This is a genomic window from Methylocystis bryophila, assembly GCF_027925445.1.
GTDB lineage: Bacteria > Pseudomonadota > Alphaproteobacteria > Rhizobiales > Beijerinckiaceae > Methylocystis > Methylocystis bryophila.
On record NZ_AP027149.1, the window covers coordinates 792,410 to 810,296 of the forward strand.

Consider the following 17,887-nt stretch of genomic DNA (forward strand, 5'->3'; position numbering starts at 1 on the left):
AATGGCGACGGGCAACCAAGCTACGGGGCGCATCACGCAGGTCATCGGCGCGGTCGTCGACGTGGCTTTCGAGGGGAATCTTCCGGAAATCCTGAACGCGCTTGAGACCGAGAACCAGGGGCAGCGCCTCGTGCTCGAGGTCGCGCAGCATTTGGGCGAGAACACCGTGCGCGCGATCGCGATGGACTCGTCGGAAGGCCTGACCCGCGGACAAGCCGTCACCGACACGGGCGCCCCGATCTCGGTCCCCGTCGGAGACGAGACGCTCGGCCGCATCATCAACGTCATCGGCGAGCCGGTGGATGAGGCCGGCCCGCTGAACACGCAGGCCCGCCGCGCGATCCATCAGCCGGCGCCCTCCTACGCCGAGCAGGCCACCGAGGCGCACATCCTCGAGACCGGCATCAAGGTCGTCGATCTGCTTGCTCCTTACGCGAGAGGCGGCAAGATCGGCCTCTTCGGCGGCGCGGGCGTCGGCAAGACCGTGCTGATCATGGAGCTCATCAACAACATCGCCAAGGCGCATGGCGGCTACTCGGTCTTCGCGGGCGTCGGCGAGCGCACGCGCGAGGGCAACGACCTCTATCACGAGATGATCGAGTCCAAGGTCAACATCGACCCCAAGGAGAACAACGGCTCGACCGCTGGCTCCAAATGCGCCCTGGTCTATGGCCAGATGAACGAGCCGCCGGGCGCCCGCATGCGCGTCGCGCTCTCCGGCCTCACGGTCGCCGAGGACTTCCGCGACCGCGGCCAGGACGTGCTGTTCTTCGTGGACAACATCTTCCGCTTCACGCAAGCGGGCTCGGAAGTGTCGGCGCTGCTCGGCCGTATTCCTTCGGCGGTGGGCTATCAGCCAACGCTTGCGACGGACATGGGCGCGCTGCAGGAGCGGATCACCACGACGACCAAGGGCTCGATCACCTCGGTTCAGGCCATTTACGTCCCGGCCGACGACTTGACCGACCCCGCGCCCGCGACTTCCTTCGCGCATCTGGACGCCACGACCGTGCTGTCGCGCTCCATCGCGGAAAAGGGCATCTATCCGGCCGTCGACCCGCTCGACTCGACCTCGCGCATGCTCTCCCCCGCCATCGTCGGCGAGGAGCACTATGAGGTCGCGCGCAGAGTGCAGTCGACGCTGCAGCGCTATAAGTCGCTGCAGGACATCATCGCCATTCTCGGCATGGACGAGCTCTCGGAAGAGGACAAGCTCGTCGTGGCGCGCGCCCGTAAGATCGAGCGCTTCCTGTCGCAGCCCTTCCACGTCGCCGAAGTCTTCACCGGCTCGCCCGGCAAGCTCGTGTCGCTCGCCGATACGATCAAGGGCTTCAAGGGCCTCGTGAACGGCGACTACGACCACCTGCCGGAAGCCGCCTTCTATATGGTCGGCACCATCGACGAAGCCGTCGAGAAGGCGGCTAAGCTCGCCAAGGAAGCGGCGTAAACGCGAACGCAAACGAGTCTGCGCTCCCTTCTCTCCCAGCGGGAGAAGACGCCCCTCGAAGGGCGACGGATGAGGGGTCGGCGGGCGCAGACTAGGACAAAATAGAGGTTGGAGGGCCCCTCATCCGGCCTTCGGCCGCCTTCTCCCGCGAAGGGAGAAGGGGAAGCCTCCCGAGGGTTCGCCTATGACAGCATTCCACTTCGAGCTCGTCTCCCCCGAAAAGCTCCTCTTCTCAGGAGAGGTGCAATCCGTCGTCGCGCCGGGGTCGGACGGCCAATTCACCGTGCTCGCGCATCACGCGCCGGTCATGACGACTCTCAGAGCCGGCGTCGTGACGATCAACGGCGACGAGAAGCTTTTCGTGCGCGGCGGTTTCGCCGATGTTTCCGCGAGGGGATTCACGATCCTCGCCGAGCAGGCCATCGCGATCAGAGACGTCGACGCGGCCAAGCTGGATCAGGACATCAAAAACGCGCGCGAGGACGTCGCCGACGCCAAAACCGACGAGGCGCGGCGCAACGCGGATGATAAGCTCCAGCAACTGCAAGAGCTGCGCGCCGCTATTGGCGGGTGACCCGAGTACGGCCTCTCCTGTCAGATCAGGGTTCGAAGCGCGCCGGCTGGGCGGGCCTCTCCTGCGCCCAGCCTAGGGAGCCCGCAAAACGGGCCTTTCCAAGCGTGAAAGCTGCCGACAGCTAAGAAGGCCGCATCCCCGTTCCCCATTCCCTGGGAGCAGACTTAGTGCAGGCTGACGGGCAGCAATTGGTTTTCATAGGCGCTGCCCAAGGCGCCTTCCTTGGTGTCGGCGAGCACGATCGGCTGACCGTCGGCCGAGAGCAGGGCGAAGACCGTGAGCCCTGGGGCCAGCTCCGGCGCCTGCGGATAAAGCCGCGTCACGTCCTCGGACCGCATCGTCCGCACATAGGCCAGCGCACCCGCGCCGAGATGCGCGAATTGCTCCGGCGTCAACTGCGGAGTCCGGGTTTCGGATGAGGTTTTGGGCTGCATAACCAATCTCCCGGCGGCTCTATGAGCCCACCCCTTGCGGCGCCTCCCCAAGCAGCGCGCCTAGAAGATTAAATACGTAGGCATCGTTGGATTTTAAAGACCTCGCCGGCGCGTCCCGCTCCAGCGGGTCCTGACCTTCTTGAATGGGGCTGCATCGGCCGGGGTGAAGCCACAAACAGCGAAACTCACCTCCGACGACAATACGACACTGGAGGGGCCAGACGCTGGCCCGACCCGCGCTATCTGCGGATACAAGCGATTAGACGAAGCAGAACGAGGCGCCGCCTAGGCCGCGATGCGAAAAAGCGGGAACCTGTTTTTCGCGCGAATCGCGCGCCGAAACTTTGGATCTAGGGGAGCGCCGCGACCATGGCTTTCACCGCGCTCGACGGGCTTAACTTCTTCCTCGCGGACGTCCGAGGCGGCCTCGGGCCTTACGTCAATGTCCTTCTGGTCACCGACGCGCATTGGAGCCAGTTCGCCGTCGGCGCCACATTGATGGTCAGCGGCCTCGTCGGCGTCGCCGCGCATCCGGCCGTGGGCGCTTTCATCGACCGCACCTATGCAAAGCGCGAGGCCATTATCCTCGGCGCGTTTCTTTTGTCCGCCTGCGCTCTGGCGATCGCAAACCGGCCGATCCTTCCGGTCGTGCTCGCCGCCGACGTCATCATGGCCGTCCTTGGCGGTCTCTTCGCCCCGGCGATCGCCGCCATCACCCTGGGTCTCTACGGCCATGAGGCGCTGGCAGGGAGGCTCGGACGAAACGCCGCTTTCGACAAGGCGGGCAATGTCTCCATCGCCGTGATCGCAGGGGTCGTCGGGGTCACTGTCTCGCAAAAGGCGCCCTTTTACCTTGTGCCGCTCTTCACCCTCTTGACCGCCGCGGCGGCGCTCTCGATCCCCGCGCGCGCCATCGACCACGCCCGGGCGCGCGGCCTGGAGCCCAGCGCGACTCGCGAGGAGCAGCCCACCGACTGGCGGACTCTTCTCACCTATCGCCCGCTGCTCATCTTCGCGGCGTCGGCGGCGATTTTCTACTTCGCTAACGCGCCCATGCTGCCGCTAGTGGCCCAAAAGCTGGCCTTGGCCAATCCCGGCTGGGAGACGGGCCTCACCTCCCTATCGATCGTCCTCGCGCAGCTCGTGACCATTCTCATGGCCCTGCTGGTCACGCGCGCGAATAAGATCGGCCGCCGTCCGCTCCTCATCGCGGCCTTCGTCGCGCTTGTGATCCGCTGCGCCCTTTGCGCCGGGTTCAGCCACCCGGCGGTCCTATTGCTGCTGCAGGCCCTTGAAGGCGTGACGGGCGGGCTTTTCGAAACCCTGCTGCCTCTCATCCTCGCGGATGTGATGGAGGGGACCGGACGCTACAGCCTCGCGCGGGGCGTGGTCGGAACCGTGCAGGGCGTCGGCGGCTCCTGCAGCCAAGCTGTGGCCGGGTTCATCGTCACACGAGCCGGCTATCCCACGGCCTTTCTCGCTTTGGCGCTCTTCGCAGCGGCGGGACTTCTCATGGCCCTGCTCCTCTTCCCGGAGACGACGCCAGCAACCGCCAGGTCACGCGGCGTGAGGGCGAAATCGCCCGATGGGAGGAGGGCGATCGATTCCCGAAATTAGAAATTCAGCCTTCAACAGCCTGCTAGACCAAACTAAGACGCAACCCGCACATTCCGAGGAGGATGAGGAGCGTGATGAGAGCGCCGGAGGCCGAACCCCAGAACAGCATCCCATCCGCCCATGCTCTCGAAGCGCCGCGCGCGAGCAGATTTGTGCGGATCGCCGCGAACACATGTCCAAGAGCGAAAAAGACCGCCCATGCATAATGCGGAATGAGACGAGCGCTCCAAGGGTCTTGGATCAAGCCCATGGGCGCTCCCGTGGCGAAATCCCAATCCGAATCGATCTTGAGATAGGATCGCGCCAGGACGAAGACCGCGTTGAGATGGGAGACGATATAAAAGAACAGATAGATCCCGGAAGCGAGCTGAAAAGCGCGAAGGCCATCCATGCGCCGCGCGCTTGCGCGCCACGCCAAAAAGCCCCCAGAAGCAGCTGTTGAGAGGAAGATGAGAGGGAGAGCGGGCTCTAAGAAGGGAAACCGATAAACATGGCGCAGAGCCTTCATGACGCCCATGTATGCGCTCGGCCCGACGAGCCCGAAGAGATGATTGGCGACATGCGCGAGAACGAAGATCGTGATCGCGACTCCGAGCACTCGGTGCGTCAGCCGCGGCCTTGACGAGGCGGGAAGCGCTCGGCTCGATAGGCGCTCGTCGCCAGGCGCGGCGACCAAAACTATCGCCACAATCCAGAGCGCCGAAACAATCCATTTGTCGAGAGCCGATACGCTGGCCATGTAGCATAGCACGCCGATGAACGTATAGATTGGCACGGCGGCTACAGCCAGGAACGCCACTCGCGCGGCGCGTAACTGCGCCGTGCTCTTGAGCTCCGCTCGGGCCAAGCGCGCCGCGGCGAGCCCGGCAATCGCGGGCGTCGCGACGGCGAGCGCAAGAAGCGCGAGGGCCGATGGAAAAAGCATCGCGGCCGACACCGCTGAAGCAATCTTCAATCGCTCAATGCAGAAGTGGAAGCCGTCGAGCCAGAACGGATAGAATAGAGCCGCCAGGGGCGCCATGAAGCGTTCATAGCCCATCATCGCAAGGCGGCCGGAAGTTCGTTGCGGCGTTTCAACATAGGAAGCGCGCGTCGATGGGTCGTGCATCGTCCTTCCTCCCTTTCGAATATTGGGTGTCCGAGCGCGCGTTAGCTGAAGTGCGCCGCTTTTGCGCTCGTTGAGGCGTTGCGATAATTGACGGTGGTATGGCTCTGCGTAAAGCGCCATTTAGAAGATAATGACAGAGCCATTTAGGGGGCTGGCCATGCGCCGCGCGGAAGAAAGAGAGTTTGGAATAGCGGCTCGGCCCTCGCATCTCTCGCTCCAACGTTGGCTCTATGGCGAGCTGCGCGAAGCGATTTTGGCCGGTCGGCTGTCCCCAGGCTCCAGGCTCCCGGCGAGTCGGGATTTCGCGCGCCAGCACGGCGTATCCCGAGGCGTCGTCCTGATCGTTTTCGCCCAGCTGACAGCTGAAGGTTATCTGATCGGCAGGGTGGGCAAAGGCACTTTCGTTTCGGAAGCGCTGCCCTTGAAGAGCGCTTCGTCGCAAACGCCCGAGAGGAAGGCCTCCCCCAATCTCCTCTCGCGGCGCGGTCGGCTGCTCGCGCAGAGTCCATTTCCGATTCACAACCGGCCCAAGACCGCGCGCCCCTTTCGTCCGCATCAACCCGACATTGACGCGTTTCCACTGAAAGTCTGGAATCGTATCGCGGCCCGACGATCAGGCCTGCTTCAACGTCAGCAGTTGCAAAGCGGCGACGCACGCGGCTTTGGGCCGCTGCGCCAAGCAATCGCAGATCATCTGCGTTACTCGATGCGCGTTTCCTGCGACGCGGAGCAAGTCATGATGCTCGGAAGCGCGCAACAAGGATTGGATCTGTGCGCCCGCCTCTTGCTCGATCCGGGCGATGAAGTCTGGGTGGAAGATCCCGGTTACATGGGCGCCCGTGACATCTTCGCCGCCGCCGGAGCCAAAGTCGTGGCGGTTCCGGTTGATGCTGAAGGCGCAGATGTGTCGGTCGGCGTTCAGCGGGCCCCGCGCGCCCGCTTGGCTTACGTCACGCCCGCGCATCAGACGCCTCTGGGCATGTCCATGGCGCTGGAACGGCGTCTGGCGCTGCTACGATGGTCGCGCGCGGCGAATGCCGTGGTGATCGAAGACGATTACGATGGAGAGTATCGCTACACGGGGAGACCTCTGGCGCCTCTCAAGAGCCTCGATGAGGACGATCGCGTGATCTATGCGGGCACGTTCAGCAAATTGCTATTCCCCTCGCTGCGCCTCGCCTATCTCGTCGTCCCCGACAGACTCGCCGACGCTTTTGCCGCGGCTTTGTCGCTCAGCAGTCGTCATCAGTCGCTCCTGCCTCAAATCGTGCTGCATGAATTCATCGCCGAGGGCCATTTCGCGCGGCACCTGCGCGAGATGCGAATTCTTTATGGCGAGCGCGCGCGGCAAATGGAGAAGTTCGCGGCGTCTCGTCTATCCGGACTGCTCACGCTGCCGCGGATCGCGACGGGGCTCGATGCTTCAGCGCTTCTTCCGAATGACGCGGATGATCGACGCGTCGCCGCCGCCTTACTCCAGGGCGGCATCGAAGCGCGCGCGATCTCGGAGTATAGGTTGTCGGAGCCGGCGCCGAGCGGGTTGGTTCTTGGGTTCGCGGCTTTCGGAAATGTCGCGATGGAGGAGGGCGTTGCGCGCGTCGCCGAAATACTGGAGCGCCTCAAACGGGGCGTCGGTGACGACGACCCATAGGACGCGGTGACACAGATGCTGTCGCTCGCTCGGGCGCGACAAACTACTGCGTTCAGCGCATTTCGCCCGAACGCAGCGCGATCTAAAGATCGAGCGCCAAGCGCTCCGGCTCCTCGAGCTGCTCCTTGACGCGCACGAGGAAGGTCACCGCCTCCTTACCGTCGACGATGCGGTGGTCATAGGAAAGCGCGAGATACATCATCGGGCGGATCTCGATCTTGCCCGCGACGACGACCGGCCGCTGCTCGATCTTATGCATCCCCAAAATGCCCGATTGCGGCGGGTTGAGAATGGGCGTCGACATCAGCGAGCCATAGACGCCGCCATTCGATATCGTGAAGGTGCCGCCGCGCAGATCCTCGATCGAAAGCCTGTTCTCGCGCGCCTTGGCGCCCAGAGCCGCGATCGCCGTCTCGATCTCCGCGAAACCGAGCCGGTCGGCGTCGCGCAGCACCGGCGTGACGAGGCCCTTTTCGGTCCCGACCGCGACGGCAAGGTCGACATAGCGCTTATAGACGATGTCCGAGCCGTCGATCTCGGCGTTGATCGAGGGAATTTCCTCGAGCGCGCGGCAGCAGGCTTTCACGAAAAAGCCCATGAAGCCGAGCTTGACGCCGTGCTTTTTCTCGAAAAGGTCCTTGTACCGGCTCCTCAGCCCCATCGCCGCGCTCATGTCGACCTCGTTGAAGGTCGTGAGCATGGCGGCGGTGTTTTGGGCTTCCTTCAGGCGCAGCGCGATCGTCTGGCGCAATCGGCTCATCCGAACGCGCTCCTCCTCGCGTTCGCCGCGAAGGGACGGCGCCGGGGCGGGGAGGGGCGCGCGGGGCGGGGGCGCCGTGGGACGAGCGGCGGGCGCCGGCGGCGCGGCCGTCGCTGCGAGCACATCGCCCTTCAGGACCTGCCCGCGCTTTCCCGAGCCTTCCAGCGTCGAGAGGTCGACGCCGCGGTCGAGCGCCGTCTTCAGCGCGGCGGGCGACGGCGGCATGGCCGTGGAGCTGGACGGTAAGGCGGGAGCAGCCGGAGCGGGCGCCCGCGGGGCGGGCTGAGCCGTCTGCGGCGCAGGCGCCGATTTTGGGGCGGGCGCCGCCGCCGCGGCTCCCTCGCTGATTCGCGCCAGCAGCGCGCCGGGCGCGACGATCGCGCCCTCGGTCGCGAGAATTTCCGAAAGCACCCCGGCGGCCGGCGCGTTAACCTCGAGCGTGACCTTGTCCGTCTCGAGCTCGGCCACGGGCTCGTCGATGCGTACGGCTTCGCCGGCCTGCTTGAACCAGCGGCCGACAGTCGCTTCGGTGACCGATTCGCCCAGCGTCGGCGTAATGATGTCCGTCATTTCTAAAGGTCTCCGAATCGGCGCGGCAACGAACTCCGCAATTCGCTCCAACTGATTGGTCTGGCGCGGTTTCTCGAACTCTGCTGTGCGAGCGGACAGCGCGCTGGCGGCGTTGCGGAAAATATTAGGGCGCATTGCCGCGTCGCTCCAGCCCTTTCGCAAACCTCGTCGGCGCGCGCCTGGAGCATGTCACGGAAAAGCGCGAAGCGGTTTTCCTGTCATGACATGCTCTAACTTTTTGACTTTGCGCGATTCCCTATCGCTCGAACGATTCCGTTCGAGCGGGAAACGCGCTAGGTTTCCGTTCGATCGGAAAGCGGGTTAAATCGTCGCCTCGGCGCCCTAGTGCGCGACGCACAAGGCGCGCTCTAGACTTCTGGAATCGATCATTTTCTGCGTGCAGGCGATTCTGCCTGAACGCGGCGTGATCTGGCGCCGCGCTGGAGACGGGGCGCCAATGCGCATTGCGAGCTGGAACGTCAATTCCGTGCGGCTGCGGCTGCCGGCGCTGCTCGGCTATCTGAAGGAAAAAGAGCCCGACGTCCTCGCGCTGCAGGAGCTCAAATGCCAGGACGAGGCCTTTCCGCGCCAGGAGATCGAGGACGCGGGCTATAATGTCGCGGTCTTCGGGCAGAAGGCGCTGAACGGCGTCGCGCTCTTGACCAAGACCCCGCTCGAGGATGTGTCGCGCGGGCTTCCGGGCTTCGAGGACCCGCAGTCGCGCTACATCGAAGGCGCCGTCACGGACGGGAGCGGCGAGGTCTGGCGCGTCGCGTCCATCTATCTGCCGAACGGCAACCCGCCCGAGAGCGAGAAATACCCCTACAAGCTCGCCTTCATGGACGCGCTCGCCGCCCATGCGCGAAAGCTGCTCACTTTCGAGGAGAAGCTCGTGCTCGCGGGCGACTATAATGTGATCCCGGCGCCGGAGGACGTCTATGACCCCAAGGCCTGGGTCGGCGACGCGCTCTTTCTGCCGCAGACCCGGGCGAGGTTCAACGCGCTCCTGAACCTCGGCTTCACCGAGGCGCTGCGCGCAACGAGCGACGCCGCGGGGCTCTATACTTTTTGGGATTATCAGGCCGGCTGCTGGCAGAAGGACAAGGGCCTGAGGATCGACCATCTGCTGCTTTCCCCGCAGGCCGCCGACCGTTTGCAGAGCGTCGCGATCGATAAGGAACTGCGCGGGGCGGAAAAGCCCTCGGACCACGTGCCGATAAGGGCGGTGTTCGGGTGAGGGGCGGATACGGGGATGCAAGCATTCGCCCAGTCCAGACAGAGCTGAAACAAGCGCCGACTTCGGCGGCGCCTCGCCATTGAATGCATGGATGCGATTATGCGAGCGCCCTCAGCAAACTCAAGGACGGCCTGTGGCGATCCTTGACTTTGCTGAGAGCACTCGCGACGCTCCACCATGCATTTCAACGGCCTACTCTCATTCCGCTCTGAAGGTCCTCTCGCGCCACGCTCCGCCATGCATTCAATGACAAGTTTGCGCTCCGTCTCGGCAGTCCTGACGCTCGCCCTTCTGGCCTTTGCGCCGCAAGGCGCGGAAGCGGCGACAAAATCTCATCAGACGATCACCTGCCCGCTCCCGGGCGGCGAGACTCTGACCTTCGTTAAGCCGGTAAAGCTCGGCGATCTGCCAAAAATCGAGCTCGATTATCCGTCCAAGGTCACGCTCTTCAGCTTCCGCGACGGCAATTTTCTTACCGTGGCCGTGGATGAGTCCGACTCCTCGCGCGTGCGGCTCGTTATCTCGGCGCAGCTCAACAAAGCGACCGGCGCTTACGATGGTCAGCTCGTGATCGATTCGGGCGGCCATGAATTGCAGCTCGATAATGGGCCGGTGCGCTGCAAGACGGGATCGTGAGGACGCGCCGGGAAAAGACGACAAGACCTGAAGCGACTCTCCGGCCTTCGCGAGGATGGGAATGAGCACAATCGACTTCTGGTACGAGTTCGCGAGCACCTATTCCTATCCAGCAGCCCTGCGCATCGGCGCTTTGGCCGCCGCCCGCGGCATAGAGGTGACGTGGCGTCCGTTCTTGTTGGGGCCGATTTTCGCCGCGCAAGGCTGGCGCGACTCGCCCTTTAATATCTACCCCGTGAAGGGCCGCTACATGTGGCGTGACATGGAGCGCATCTGCGCCTCGCTGGCGTTGCCGCTGGTCCGCCCCGAGCCCTTTCCACAGCAGAGCCTGCTCGCCACCCGAATCGCGATCGCGCTCGACGCGCAGGCGCGGCCGGCGTTTTCGCGTAGCGTCTATCACGCCGAATTCGGCGAAGGCCGGCCGATCGCCGAGGCTTCGACGCTTGCGCCGCTGCTCGTCTCGCTAGGCCTCGACCCGGAAGAGGTGATGGAGCGGGCGCAAAGCCCCGAGAACAAAGATCTCCTGAAGCGGGAATGCGCGCGCGCCGCGGAGATCGGTTTGCCGGGAGCGCCCTGCCTCGTCACCGCCGATAACGAGATATTTTGGGGCAATGACCGACTGGACGCGGGGCTGGACTGGGCTGCAGGGACGCGACGCCCGTCGACATAAGAGGAAACGCTCAAATGTCTCTCCACCTCTATTTTGCATTCCTCGCGACGGCGACGGTTCTCATCTTGATTCCGGGCCCCAATGTCGCGCTCATCGTGGCGAACAGCCTTGCTCATGGCGCGCGCAATGGACTGTGGACGGTCGCGGGAACGAGCACGGCGATGTTGTTTCAGCTCGCTCTGACCGTGCTTGGGCTTTCGGCTGCTTTGTCGTTCCTAGCGGAGGGGTTTGAAATGCTGCGCTGGATCGGCGTCGCTTATCTCGTCTATCTCGGCGTGAAGACCTGGCGCGCTCCGCCCGTCGATCTCGCGCGGACCCGAGCGCAAGCAGACTCCAGGCGCGCGGCCCTGCGGGGATTTCTGGTCTCGCTCACCAATCCGAAGACGCTTCTGTTCTTTGGAGCTTTCCTGCCGCAGTTCATAAGCGCTGAAGCTGAGTCGACCGGGCAGCTCGTATTGCTCGCGGGAAGCTTTCTCGCCCTGGCAATGTTTTCCGATTCAATGTGGGCGCTGTTGGCCCATCGACTTCGCGGAGCGCTGACCCGCCGGCAGGCGCTGCGCAACCGCCTTACCGGCGGCCTGCTTCTGGGCGCCGGCGTGGGGCTCGCGCTGGCGCGCAGGCCCTGAAGCGCGAGAGGCTTGGCCCCAGGCAGAATTGCCCGGGGGGCGCCTCAACGGTCTCGCGGATGCAAAGCCCCTACAGCGGAATATTGTCGTGCTTCTTCCAGGGGTTCTCGAGCTGCTTGTGGCGCAGCAGCGCGAGCGCGCGGGCGATGCGCTTTCGCGTGGCGCTCGGCATGATCACCTCGTCGATATAGCCACGCTCGGCGGCCACAAATGGCGAGAGGAAGCGATCCTCATAGGACTTCGTGCGCTGCGCGATTTTTTGCGGATCGCCGATTTCGGAGCGGAAAATGATCTCCACCGCGCCCTTCGCGCCCATCACGGCGATCTGCGCTGTGGGCCAGGCGTAGTTCACGTCGCCGCGCAGGTGCTTTGAAGCCATGACGTCATAGGCGCCGCCGAAAGCCTTGCGCGTGATGAGCGTCACTTTCGGCACGGTCGCTTCGGCATAGGCGAAGAGGAGCTTCGCGCCGTGCTTGATGAGCCCGCCATATTCCTGCGCCGTGCCCGGCAGGAAGCCCGGCACGTCGACGAAGGTCACGATCGGAATGTTGAAGCAGTCGCAGAAACGCACGAAGCGCGCGGCTTTCTTCGACGCGTCGATGTCGAGCACGCCGGCGAGCACCATCGGCTGGTTCGCCACGAAGCCGACCGTGCGGCCTTCGATGCGCCCGAAGCCCACGACGATGTTCTTCGCGTGGGTCTCCTGGATCTCGAAGAAGTCGCTCTCGTCCACGACCTTCAGGATCAGCTCCTTGATGTCATAGGGCTTGTTGGGATTGTCCGGGATCAGCGTGTCGAGCGAATGGTCGATCCGCTCGGAATCGTCGAAGCTCGGCCATTCCGGCAGCTCGTCGCTGTTCGACGAGGGCAAGAAATCGAGCAGCCGCCGCATCTGCAGGAGCGCCTCGACGTCATTGTCATAGGCCTTGTCGGCGATCGAGCTCTTGGTCGTGTGCACCGAGGCCCCGCCGAGCTCCTCGGCCGTGACGATCTCGTTGGTCACGGTCTTCACGACGTCCGGGCCGGTCACGAACATATAGCTCGTGTCGCGCACCATGAAGATGAAGTCGGTCATTGCCGGCGAATAGACGTCGCCGCCGGCGCAGGGTCCCATGATCACGGAAATTTGTGGGATGACGCCGGAGGCTAGCACGTTGCGCTGAAAGACCTCGCCATAGCCTCCGAGCGCCGCGACGCCCTCCTGAATGCGCGCGCCGCCGGCGTCGAACAGCCCGATGATCGGCGAGCGGTTCTTGAGCGCCATGTCCTGCAGCTTGGTGATCTTTTGGGCGTGCGTCTCGGAGAGCGAGCCGCCGAAAACCGTGAAGTCCTTGGCGAAGACGAAGATGGGCCGTCCGTTGACCGTGCCCCATCCGGTCACGACGCCGTCGCCGGAGATCTTCTCGCCCTCGTCCATGCCGAAATCGGTGCAGCGATGCTGCACGAACATGTCGAACTCCTCGAAGGAGCCGTGATCGAGCAAGAGCTCGATGCGCTCGCGCGCCGTGAGCTTGCCTCGGCCGTGCTGCGCGTCGATGCGCTTCTTGCCGCCGCCGAGCTGGGCGGAGTCTCTTCTTTCTTGCAGCTTGTCGAGAATATGCTTCATTTTTCACGCTCTGCATTGCGCCGCAGCCAGATTAGGCAGGCGCATTTTGGGGATTGTCGATCGAAGGCCATTTCAACGGCTAAGGAATCTCCTCGCCGCGCGCCGCGGGTCGAGGAGGGCTTGCCCGTTCGGGATAGGATTTAGGCGCGACCCATCTCAAAGCCGCTGCGAGGCGAGGCGCCAGCGTTGGATCTCGGCGCGCGTCAGCACATGGACCTGGTCCGACGAGCCGCGCTCCGCCGAGTCGATGAGCCCGCTGTCGACGCCCATGCGTCGCGCGTAATTGGAGAGCTTCCGGCGCATGCCGCCATCGTCGTAATAGCGCTCGTTGACGAAGCCGCCCTGCGCGGCGTCGAAGCTCGTGTTGTAGTTGTACATGCGGTGGAGGCCGACGCGACTTTGCGGCGGGATGACCCGCTTCTTGCCGCCCATGAGCGCGTAAACGCAGGCGGAGTAACAGACGCCCGCCGGCAGGGCGCCGTCATAGGCCTGGCCGCTCCCCGGACGCGCCACCACCACCGCCATGCCGAGACGGCGGATCGTCGCCCCGAGCTCCATCGCCGCCTGGACATGGCCGCCGGGCGAATCGAGCAGTAGGACGCGGCGCGCTCCGCCCCCGTTCTGCTGGAGGAACTCCAGAAGGCTCTGGGCGGTCCCGTCGTCGATCTGCCCCTGCGCCGAGATCACTTGCGGGCAACCGCCGCGGCAATTCGGCGAGTCGATCGAGACGAGCGAGAAGCTCATCGTGTCCCCCGCCCTCGCCGGAAGACTAGCCGTCAGAAGGGCGAAGAGGCTGAGCCCCGTCGCAAGCCGACGGAATACGTCGGCGCCGATGCTTCCCATGATGAACCCGCCCCAAGCTTAAAGATTAAACCATCCTAATGCGTCGCGGCGACGGGGTGAAGAGCGTTCTGCGCGCTGGAATCAGCAAGCCCCTCGGCGCATAGGACGAAGCTAGCATGAACTTGTCAGTTGAGCTCGACCGTGGTACTCGCTTCCCAGAATTCAGCGGGATCCGGGCGCATGAACAGGAACAGGCTCTTCACGCTCGTCACGATCCTCGCGTCGCTCATCGCTCCGGCGGCCTGGGCCGCCGGCACGGCCGAGCAGCGAGCGGCCTGCCAAGACGACGCTTTCCGCCTTTGCTCGGATGACGTGCCTGATACTGCGGCCATCGAAGCCTGTCTCCAAAGGCACATTCGCTCGATAAGCCCCGCTTGCCAGCGTCAATTTGGTTATGCGCCCGGCAAGGCCAAAACATCTCGCCGCCAATAGCCTCTGCCGCTCTAGGGGAACGGCAGGCCACGAGAAACCGCGTCTGGGATCGAAGCCGCGAGGCGCTGCGGCCTGGACGGCGAGCCTCTTGTGGCTGGAGTCGGCCTTCGCCGCCGCGCCTGGCTGAGATCTTTATGGGCGCCGCCTCGATTATAACGCGCAGGCCAAGCTTCGAGCGATCAATAGTTTCCTAATCAACAGTTTCTTCAAGGATTTCCCCGAATTGATAGTGACTTTCCGTCGCGGCCGAAATCCATTAATACTGCGACTCAAGGAACGCAAGCAGCGCGCTATACTTTGTCGAACGCTTGCCCTGGCGCTGAGATCACGATGCGTTCGAGCGGGATCGCTCAAACGCAGATAACGTGATCGATTCCAAAGCTTTAGAGCGCGATCCGCGCGAAAAACCGGTTTTCCACTTTTTCGTATCGCGCTCTAGAGCAAGTCGTCGAACACGGAATGGTGTAGGTTTATGACGATCCAGATTCAACAGCAGCTCCGTGCACGCCAGATCAACGAGTCGGATCTTTCCCTGGTCGTGGACTTGCTCGCGCGCAAATTTCCCTCGTGCAGCCGCGAATATTTCGACCGCGGGCTCGATCGCCTCGCGCGGCGTCCAGCGCCAACGGGCTATCCCCGCTTCGGATACATGCTGGAAAGCCAGGGCGCGCCGGTCGGCGTCGTCTTGACGATATTCTCGACAAGGAGCTCGAACGGCAAGACTAGCGTGCGCTGCAACCTCTCGAGCTGGTGCATAGACGAGGCCTTTAGCGGCTGCGGCCCCTTTCTCAGCGCCATCGCCGTGCGCCACAAGGACGTGACTTACATCAGCGAATCGGCGGCGCCTCATACGTGGCGGCTGATGGAGGCGCAGGGTTTCGTGCGCTTCTGCGAAGGGCGAATGCTGACATTCCCCGCCCTGACCTGTCGCCAACGGATCGGGAAAGCGCGCGCGCGCCGCTTTGATGAGCGCGAGGATTATGGGCCGGACCTCTCCCGCGAGGAGCGCGACATTCTAATTGCGCATTCGAATTATGGATGTCTCGCCTATGTCGTGGAGGAAGAGCGGGGGGCCCATCCTTTCGTTTTTCTAAGACGACGCATCCCGCGTCGATTGCTTTCGACGCTTGAGCTTATCTATTGTCGCAGCGTCGAAGACTATCGGCATTATGCGGGTCCGCTTGGTCGCGCTCTGATGGCTCGAGGCGCGTTTTCCGTCGTCTTGGATGCGAATCATCCGATCCCCGACCTCGTGGGCGAATATTCCCCTGTTGTCATGGGAAAATATATCAAGGGCCCGGCGCTCCCCAGATTTGGCGATCTCGCTTTTTCGGAGGCAGCGCTGTTCGGCCGCCCCTGAGAAAGCCATGAGCCCGACAGCGCCTGATTGGTGGAACGGACGCCGTCGACAAGGCTGCGCTCGAGACCTGGGCCACTCGAGCCCGGGGCGGGGCAGATGATTAGCGCCGGTCTGCCCCGCATTCGTCGGACGACGTTGGACTTGCTTCGACGGAATCTACCAATTCTCGCAAATTGTCAGAAGGTTGCGCTCCATTCTTCACGCCCTCATGACGAAGCCGATGAACGAGTCGAAGGGCGAGGCGCCCGGGTTCCATTTGATCGTAGAAACGCGTCGCGTAACGCTGCGCAACCCAGGTGGCGCCAAAGGAAGCTGTGCACGCATACACTGCAACCAATGTATCTGAACTCGAGAGCAGCTTTCTGGACACACTTAGAAAGAATGGATGAACAAGATACACACCATAAGTCAAACGGGAAAGGATTCTAAGAGAACTGGATCCTTGCGTATTACTGCGGGTAGCAAGCGCGCCAAGCAACAGGACGGCGGCAAGTGCATCCTGAAACCCGAAAGCGAGCGGACAGGTCCAACCTGCGATGAGTAGAGCCGCCAATAAGGCGATTACAAACGAACGTGGAAGGGATCCGTTCTGAGAACTTCCAAACATTATTCCAAGTAAAGCTGCCGGCAGCGCTTGGATGTATTGAGGTAGCGGTGGGTATAGTTCGGCTCCGGGAATCCATCCAAATGAGATCCAGGGGATAACGATGAAAAATGCGGCAGTAGAGCATGCGAAAACAATCTTCCTAGAAGTCAAATTTATAGCGATGGACATAGTAATTGTTATTAATACAACATACGGTATGTACCAAAGATGGATGCTCGTCCCCGCGAGAATCTTTAGCAGAGGCGGAGCGCTGCCATAGGAGGGCGGAAAAAAGGGCACATGGGCTGCCAGTCGAAAAATTCCATAAAATAGAAACCAAAAAAACCAAGGAATAATATAGCGCGTTACCGCGTTCTGTAAAACAGAATTGATTGGGAGCGCTCTTCGTGTTTCAAAATAAAGAGAAACAATTAGAAAAAAACTCAGGCCGGTATAGGCGAATTCATGACCAGGCGCGCCAGAATGAAACCAGACAATTCCAATGGCTGCAATAACGCGCAAAGCCTCGATCGCAGGAAGGCGCGGCGTGCTCATGACACGCGGATTCGAGCTTTCATCCATGTCTTTAATCCATTTTTGCCGTCCAAGCGCAGGTTGAGAAATCCTTCGCGAAAAGGAGGGTTCTCCCTCTGATCTGCCGGGACCGCAGCAGTCGTAGGACACTCCAACGGTCTCCCGTTCAAGAGGATCTGAACGGAAAGGGTCCGCAATGGGCTCTTTGTTTTGTGGCCGCCCGCGTCGAAATCGCCAAGGGCGAAAGCGGGTTTGCCAGGGGCCTTGAGCGATTTATGCTCTAAAATTCGAGATTCTGGGGTTTTGACTGGTTCCGTAGAATCGAGCACCCCTTAGTCGGAAATTATCTGTTAAGCAATTCCCTTGCCGATGGTCGCTCCGCCAAAAAATAGGCGGCTGGGAAGGGGTCGTCAGCAAACGCCGCTCCCGCAACAGTTATTCGCGCGCGTAGCCTGTTGGTGGCCCGATTATCTTCGAAACGCGGAAATCTCGCCAAGAACTCGTCCGCTCGTAGCGGATGCAGGGTCGAGATCATGGCAGTCTCATTCAGCCGCCGTTCGTCGCAGGGCGGCTTAGGCGACCCGTCCAAGCCTAACAGCCGGTCCCACAGCGAAAATATTTCTGCGCAGGTTCCGCTGCCACAGTCCTGCCACAATAGGGCGGTACGTACTTCCCGCAGTACGTAAAAGGCGGTACGTACTTTCACAATGCGACGGTACGTAAAAGTACGTCGTCGTCATGGCAGACATGCTTGCCAGGATCCTGAGCGAGTTCGCCTATGCAGGTTTCTCCGAGACATATTTTAACGACGTTTTTACGTGCCGAAGCCCGCTTCGTTCGGCCTGACTGGGTTCCTTGTCCAGACTCTCCTGGCGCAGGCCGGTCCCATGCCGCCAGCTCCCATCATCAATAGAATCTATGCCGATCCAAGCGGCATGGCTCGTCGAGCATGCCCGACGGTCTCCCCGCGTGCAGCCCGAACATGGGTTCCCGAAGGCTCAGTTCCCCTCGAGAATCAGGCGCCGCACCGCCCCTGTCAGCCTCGAGCTGCGCCCTTTCCCATCCTCTTTGACGAAGAGGAGGCCAGCCAGTTCGAATGCGAGGCGAAGCTTGGCGATGATGAACCGTCCCACCGCCGAAAGCCCGAATTCGGCTTCGAGCGGGCGCTCCATCACGTGAGAGACCCCTCGCGGCGC

Annotated in this window: 16 protein-coding genes; 9 read left to right on the top strand and 7 right to left on the bottom strand. The window is 62.5% G+C overall.

The window, feature by feature from the left end; translation table 11 throughout:
• Window position 1 precedes the first annotated feature (1 nt).
• Together atpD and QMG80_RS03690 are read left to right on the top strand one after the other, a co-directional pair.
• Complete coding sequence (atpD, locus tag QMG80_RS03685) at window positions 2–1,447, top strand: F0F1 ATP synthase subunit beta (RefSeq protein WP_085771581.1); 1,446 nt, start codon at window positions 2–4, stop codon at window positions 1,445–1,447.
• 184 nt (window positions 1,448–1,631) lie between these two features.
• Window positions 1,632–2,021 (top strand): F0F1 ATP synthase subunit epsilon, encoded by a 390-nt coding sequence (locus QMG80_RS03690; protein WP_085771582.1) that lies wholly within the window; start codon window positions 1,632–1,634, stop codon window positions 2,019–2,021.
• 164 nt (window positions 2,022–2,185) lie between these two features.
• Here the strand turns inward: QMG80_RS03690 and QMG80_RS03695 are convergent, their stop codons facing one another.
• Window positions 2,186–2,455, bottom strand: a complete 270-nt coding sequence (locus QMG80_RS03695) for a BQ00720 family protein (RefSeq protein ID WP_085771583.1) — start codon at window positions 2,453–2,455, stop codon at window positions 2,186–2,188.
• 369 nt (window positions 2,456–2,824) lie between these two features.
• Here QMG80_RS03695 and QMG80_RS03700 point away from each other — a divergent pair, with 369 nt between their 5' ends.
• Complete coding sequence (locus tag QMG80_RS03700) at window positions 2,825–4,072, top strand: MFS transporter (protein WP_085771584.1); 1,248 nt, start codon at window positions 2,825–2,827, stop codon at window positions 4,070–4,072.
• A gap of 22 nt (window positions 4,073–4,094) precedes the next feature.
• Here the strand turns inward: QMG80_RS03700 and QMG80_RS03705 are convergent, their stop codons facing one another.
• The gene (locus QMG80_RS03705; protein ID WP_085771585.1) at window positions 4,095–5,180 is read right to left on the bottom strand and encodes a hypothetical protein; all 1,086 of its coding nucleotides are present in this window, start codon (window positions 5,178–5,180) and stop codon (window positions 4,095–4,097) included.
• A gap of 157 nt (window positions 5,181–5,337) precedes the next feature.
• Between QMG80_RS03705 and pdxR the strand changes: the two genes are divergently transcribed.
• Window positions 5,338–6,831: a MocR-like pyridoxine biosynthesis transcription factor PdxR gene (pdxR, locus tag QMG80_RS03710; RefSeq protein ID WP_085771586.1), complete on the top strand. Its 1,494-nt coding sequence runs from the start codon at window positions 5,338–5,340 to the stop codon at window positions 6,829–6,831.
• Between the two features lie 82 nt (window positions 6,832–6,913).
• Here the strand turns inward: pdxR and odhB are convergent, their stop codons facing one another.
• Window positions 6,914–8,161, bottom strand: coding sequence for a 2-oxoglutarate dehydrogenase complex dihydrolipoyllysine-residue succinyltransferase (gene odhB, locus QMG80_RS03715; RefSeq protein WP_085773656.1), 1,248 nt, complete (start codon window positions 8,159–8,161; stop codon window positions 6,914–6,916).
• Window positions 8,162–8,618: 457 nt separating this feature from the next.
• Between odhB and xth the strand changes: the two genes are divergently transcribed.
• The 4 genes from xth to QMG80_RS03735 all read left to right on the top strand — a co-directional run bounded on the left by xth (window position 8,619) and on the right by QMG80_RS03735 (window position 11,330).
• A complete protein-coding gene (xth, locus tag QMG80_RS03720) occupies window positions 8,619–9,398 on the top strand; it encodes an exodeoxyribonuclease III (protein WP_085771587.1) in 780 nt (259 codons plus the stop codon).
• A 237-nt stretch (window positions 9,399–9,635) separates the two neighbouring features.
• A complete protein-coding gene (locus QMG80_RS03725) occupies window positions 9,636–10,034 on the top strand; it encodes a hypothetical protein (protein WP_158658705.1) in 399 nt (132 codons plus the stop codon).
• Between the two features lie 61 nt (window positions 10,035–10,095).
• Window positions 10,096–10,704 (top strand): 2-hydroxychromene-2-carboxylate isomerase, encoded by a 609-nt coding sequence (locus QMG80_RS03730; protein ID WP_342586542.1) that lies wholly within the window; start codon window positions 10,096–10,098, stop codon window positions 10,702–10,704.
• Between the two features lie 14 nt (window positions 10,705–10,718).
• On the top strand, window positions 10,719–11,330 hold the full coding sequence (locus QMG80_RS03735; protein WP_085771589.1) for a LysE family translocator: 612 nt from the start codon (window positions 10,719–10,721) through the stop codon (window positions 11,328–11,330).
• A gap of 70 nt (window positions 11,331–11,400) precedes the next feature.
• On the opposite strand, the gene QMG80_RS03740 is transcribed toward QMG80_RS03735, so the two are convergent.
• Entirely contained in the window at window positions 11,401–12,936 is a 1,536-nt protein-coding gene (locus QMG80_RS03740) for an acyl-CoA carboxylase subunit beta (protein WP_085771590.1), read from the bottom strand.
• Between the two features lie 156 nt (window positions 12,937–13,092).
• On the bottom strand, window positions 13,093–13,779 hold the full coding sequence (locus tag QMG80_RS03745; protein WP_085771591.1) for a COG3904 family protein: 687 nt from the start codon (window positions 13,777–13,779) through the stop codon (window positions 13,093–13,095).
• Between the two features lie 904 nt (window positions 13,780–14,683).
• Here QMG80_RS03745 and QMG80_RS03750 point away from each other — a divergent pair.
• Window positions 14,684–15,571 carry a hypothetical protein gene (locus QMG80_RS03750; protein WP_085771593.1) on the top strand — a complete coding sequence of 296 codons (888 nt, stop codon included), beginning with the start codon at window positions 14,684–14,686 and terminating at the stop codon, window positions 15,569–15,571.
• 100 nt (window positions 15,572–15,671) lie between these two features.
• On the opposite strand, the gene QMG80_RS03755 is transcribed toward QMG80_RS03750, so the two are convergent.
• Together QMG80_RS03755 and QMG80_RS03760 are read right to left on the bottom strand one after the other, a co-directional pair.
• Entirely contained in the window at window positions 15,672–16,739 is a 1,068-nt protein-coding gene (locus QMG80_RS03755) for an acyltransferase family protein (RefSeq protein ID WP_085771594.1), read from the bottom strand.
• A 950-nt stretch (window positions 16,740–17,689) separates the two neighbouring features.
• Entirely contained in the window at window positions 17,690–17,866 is a 177-nt protein-coding gene (locus tag QMG80_RS03760) for a hypothetical protein (protein WP_158658707.1), read from the bottom strand.
• Window positions 17,867–17,887: the final 21 nt, after the last annotated feature.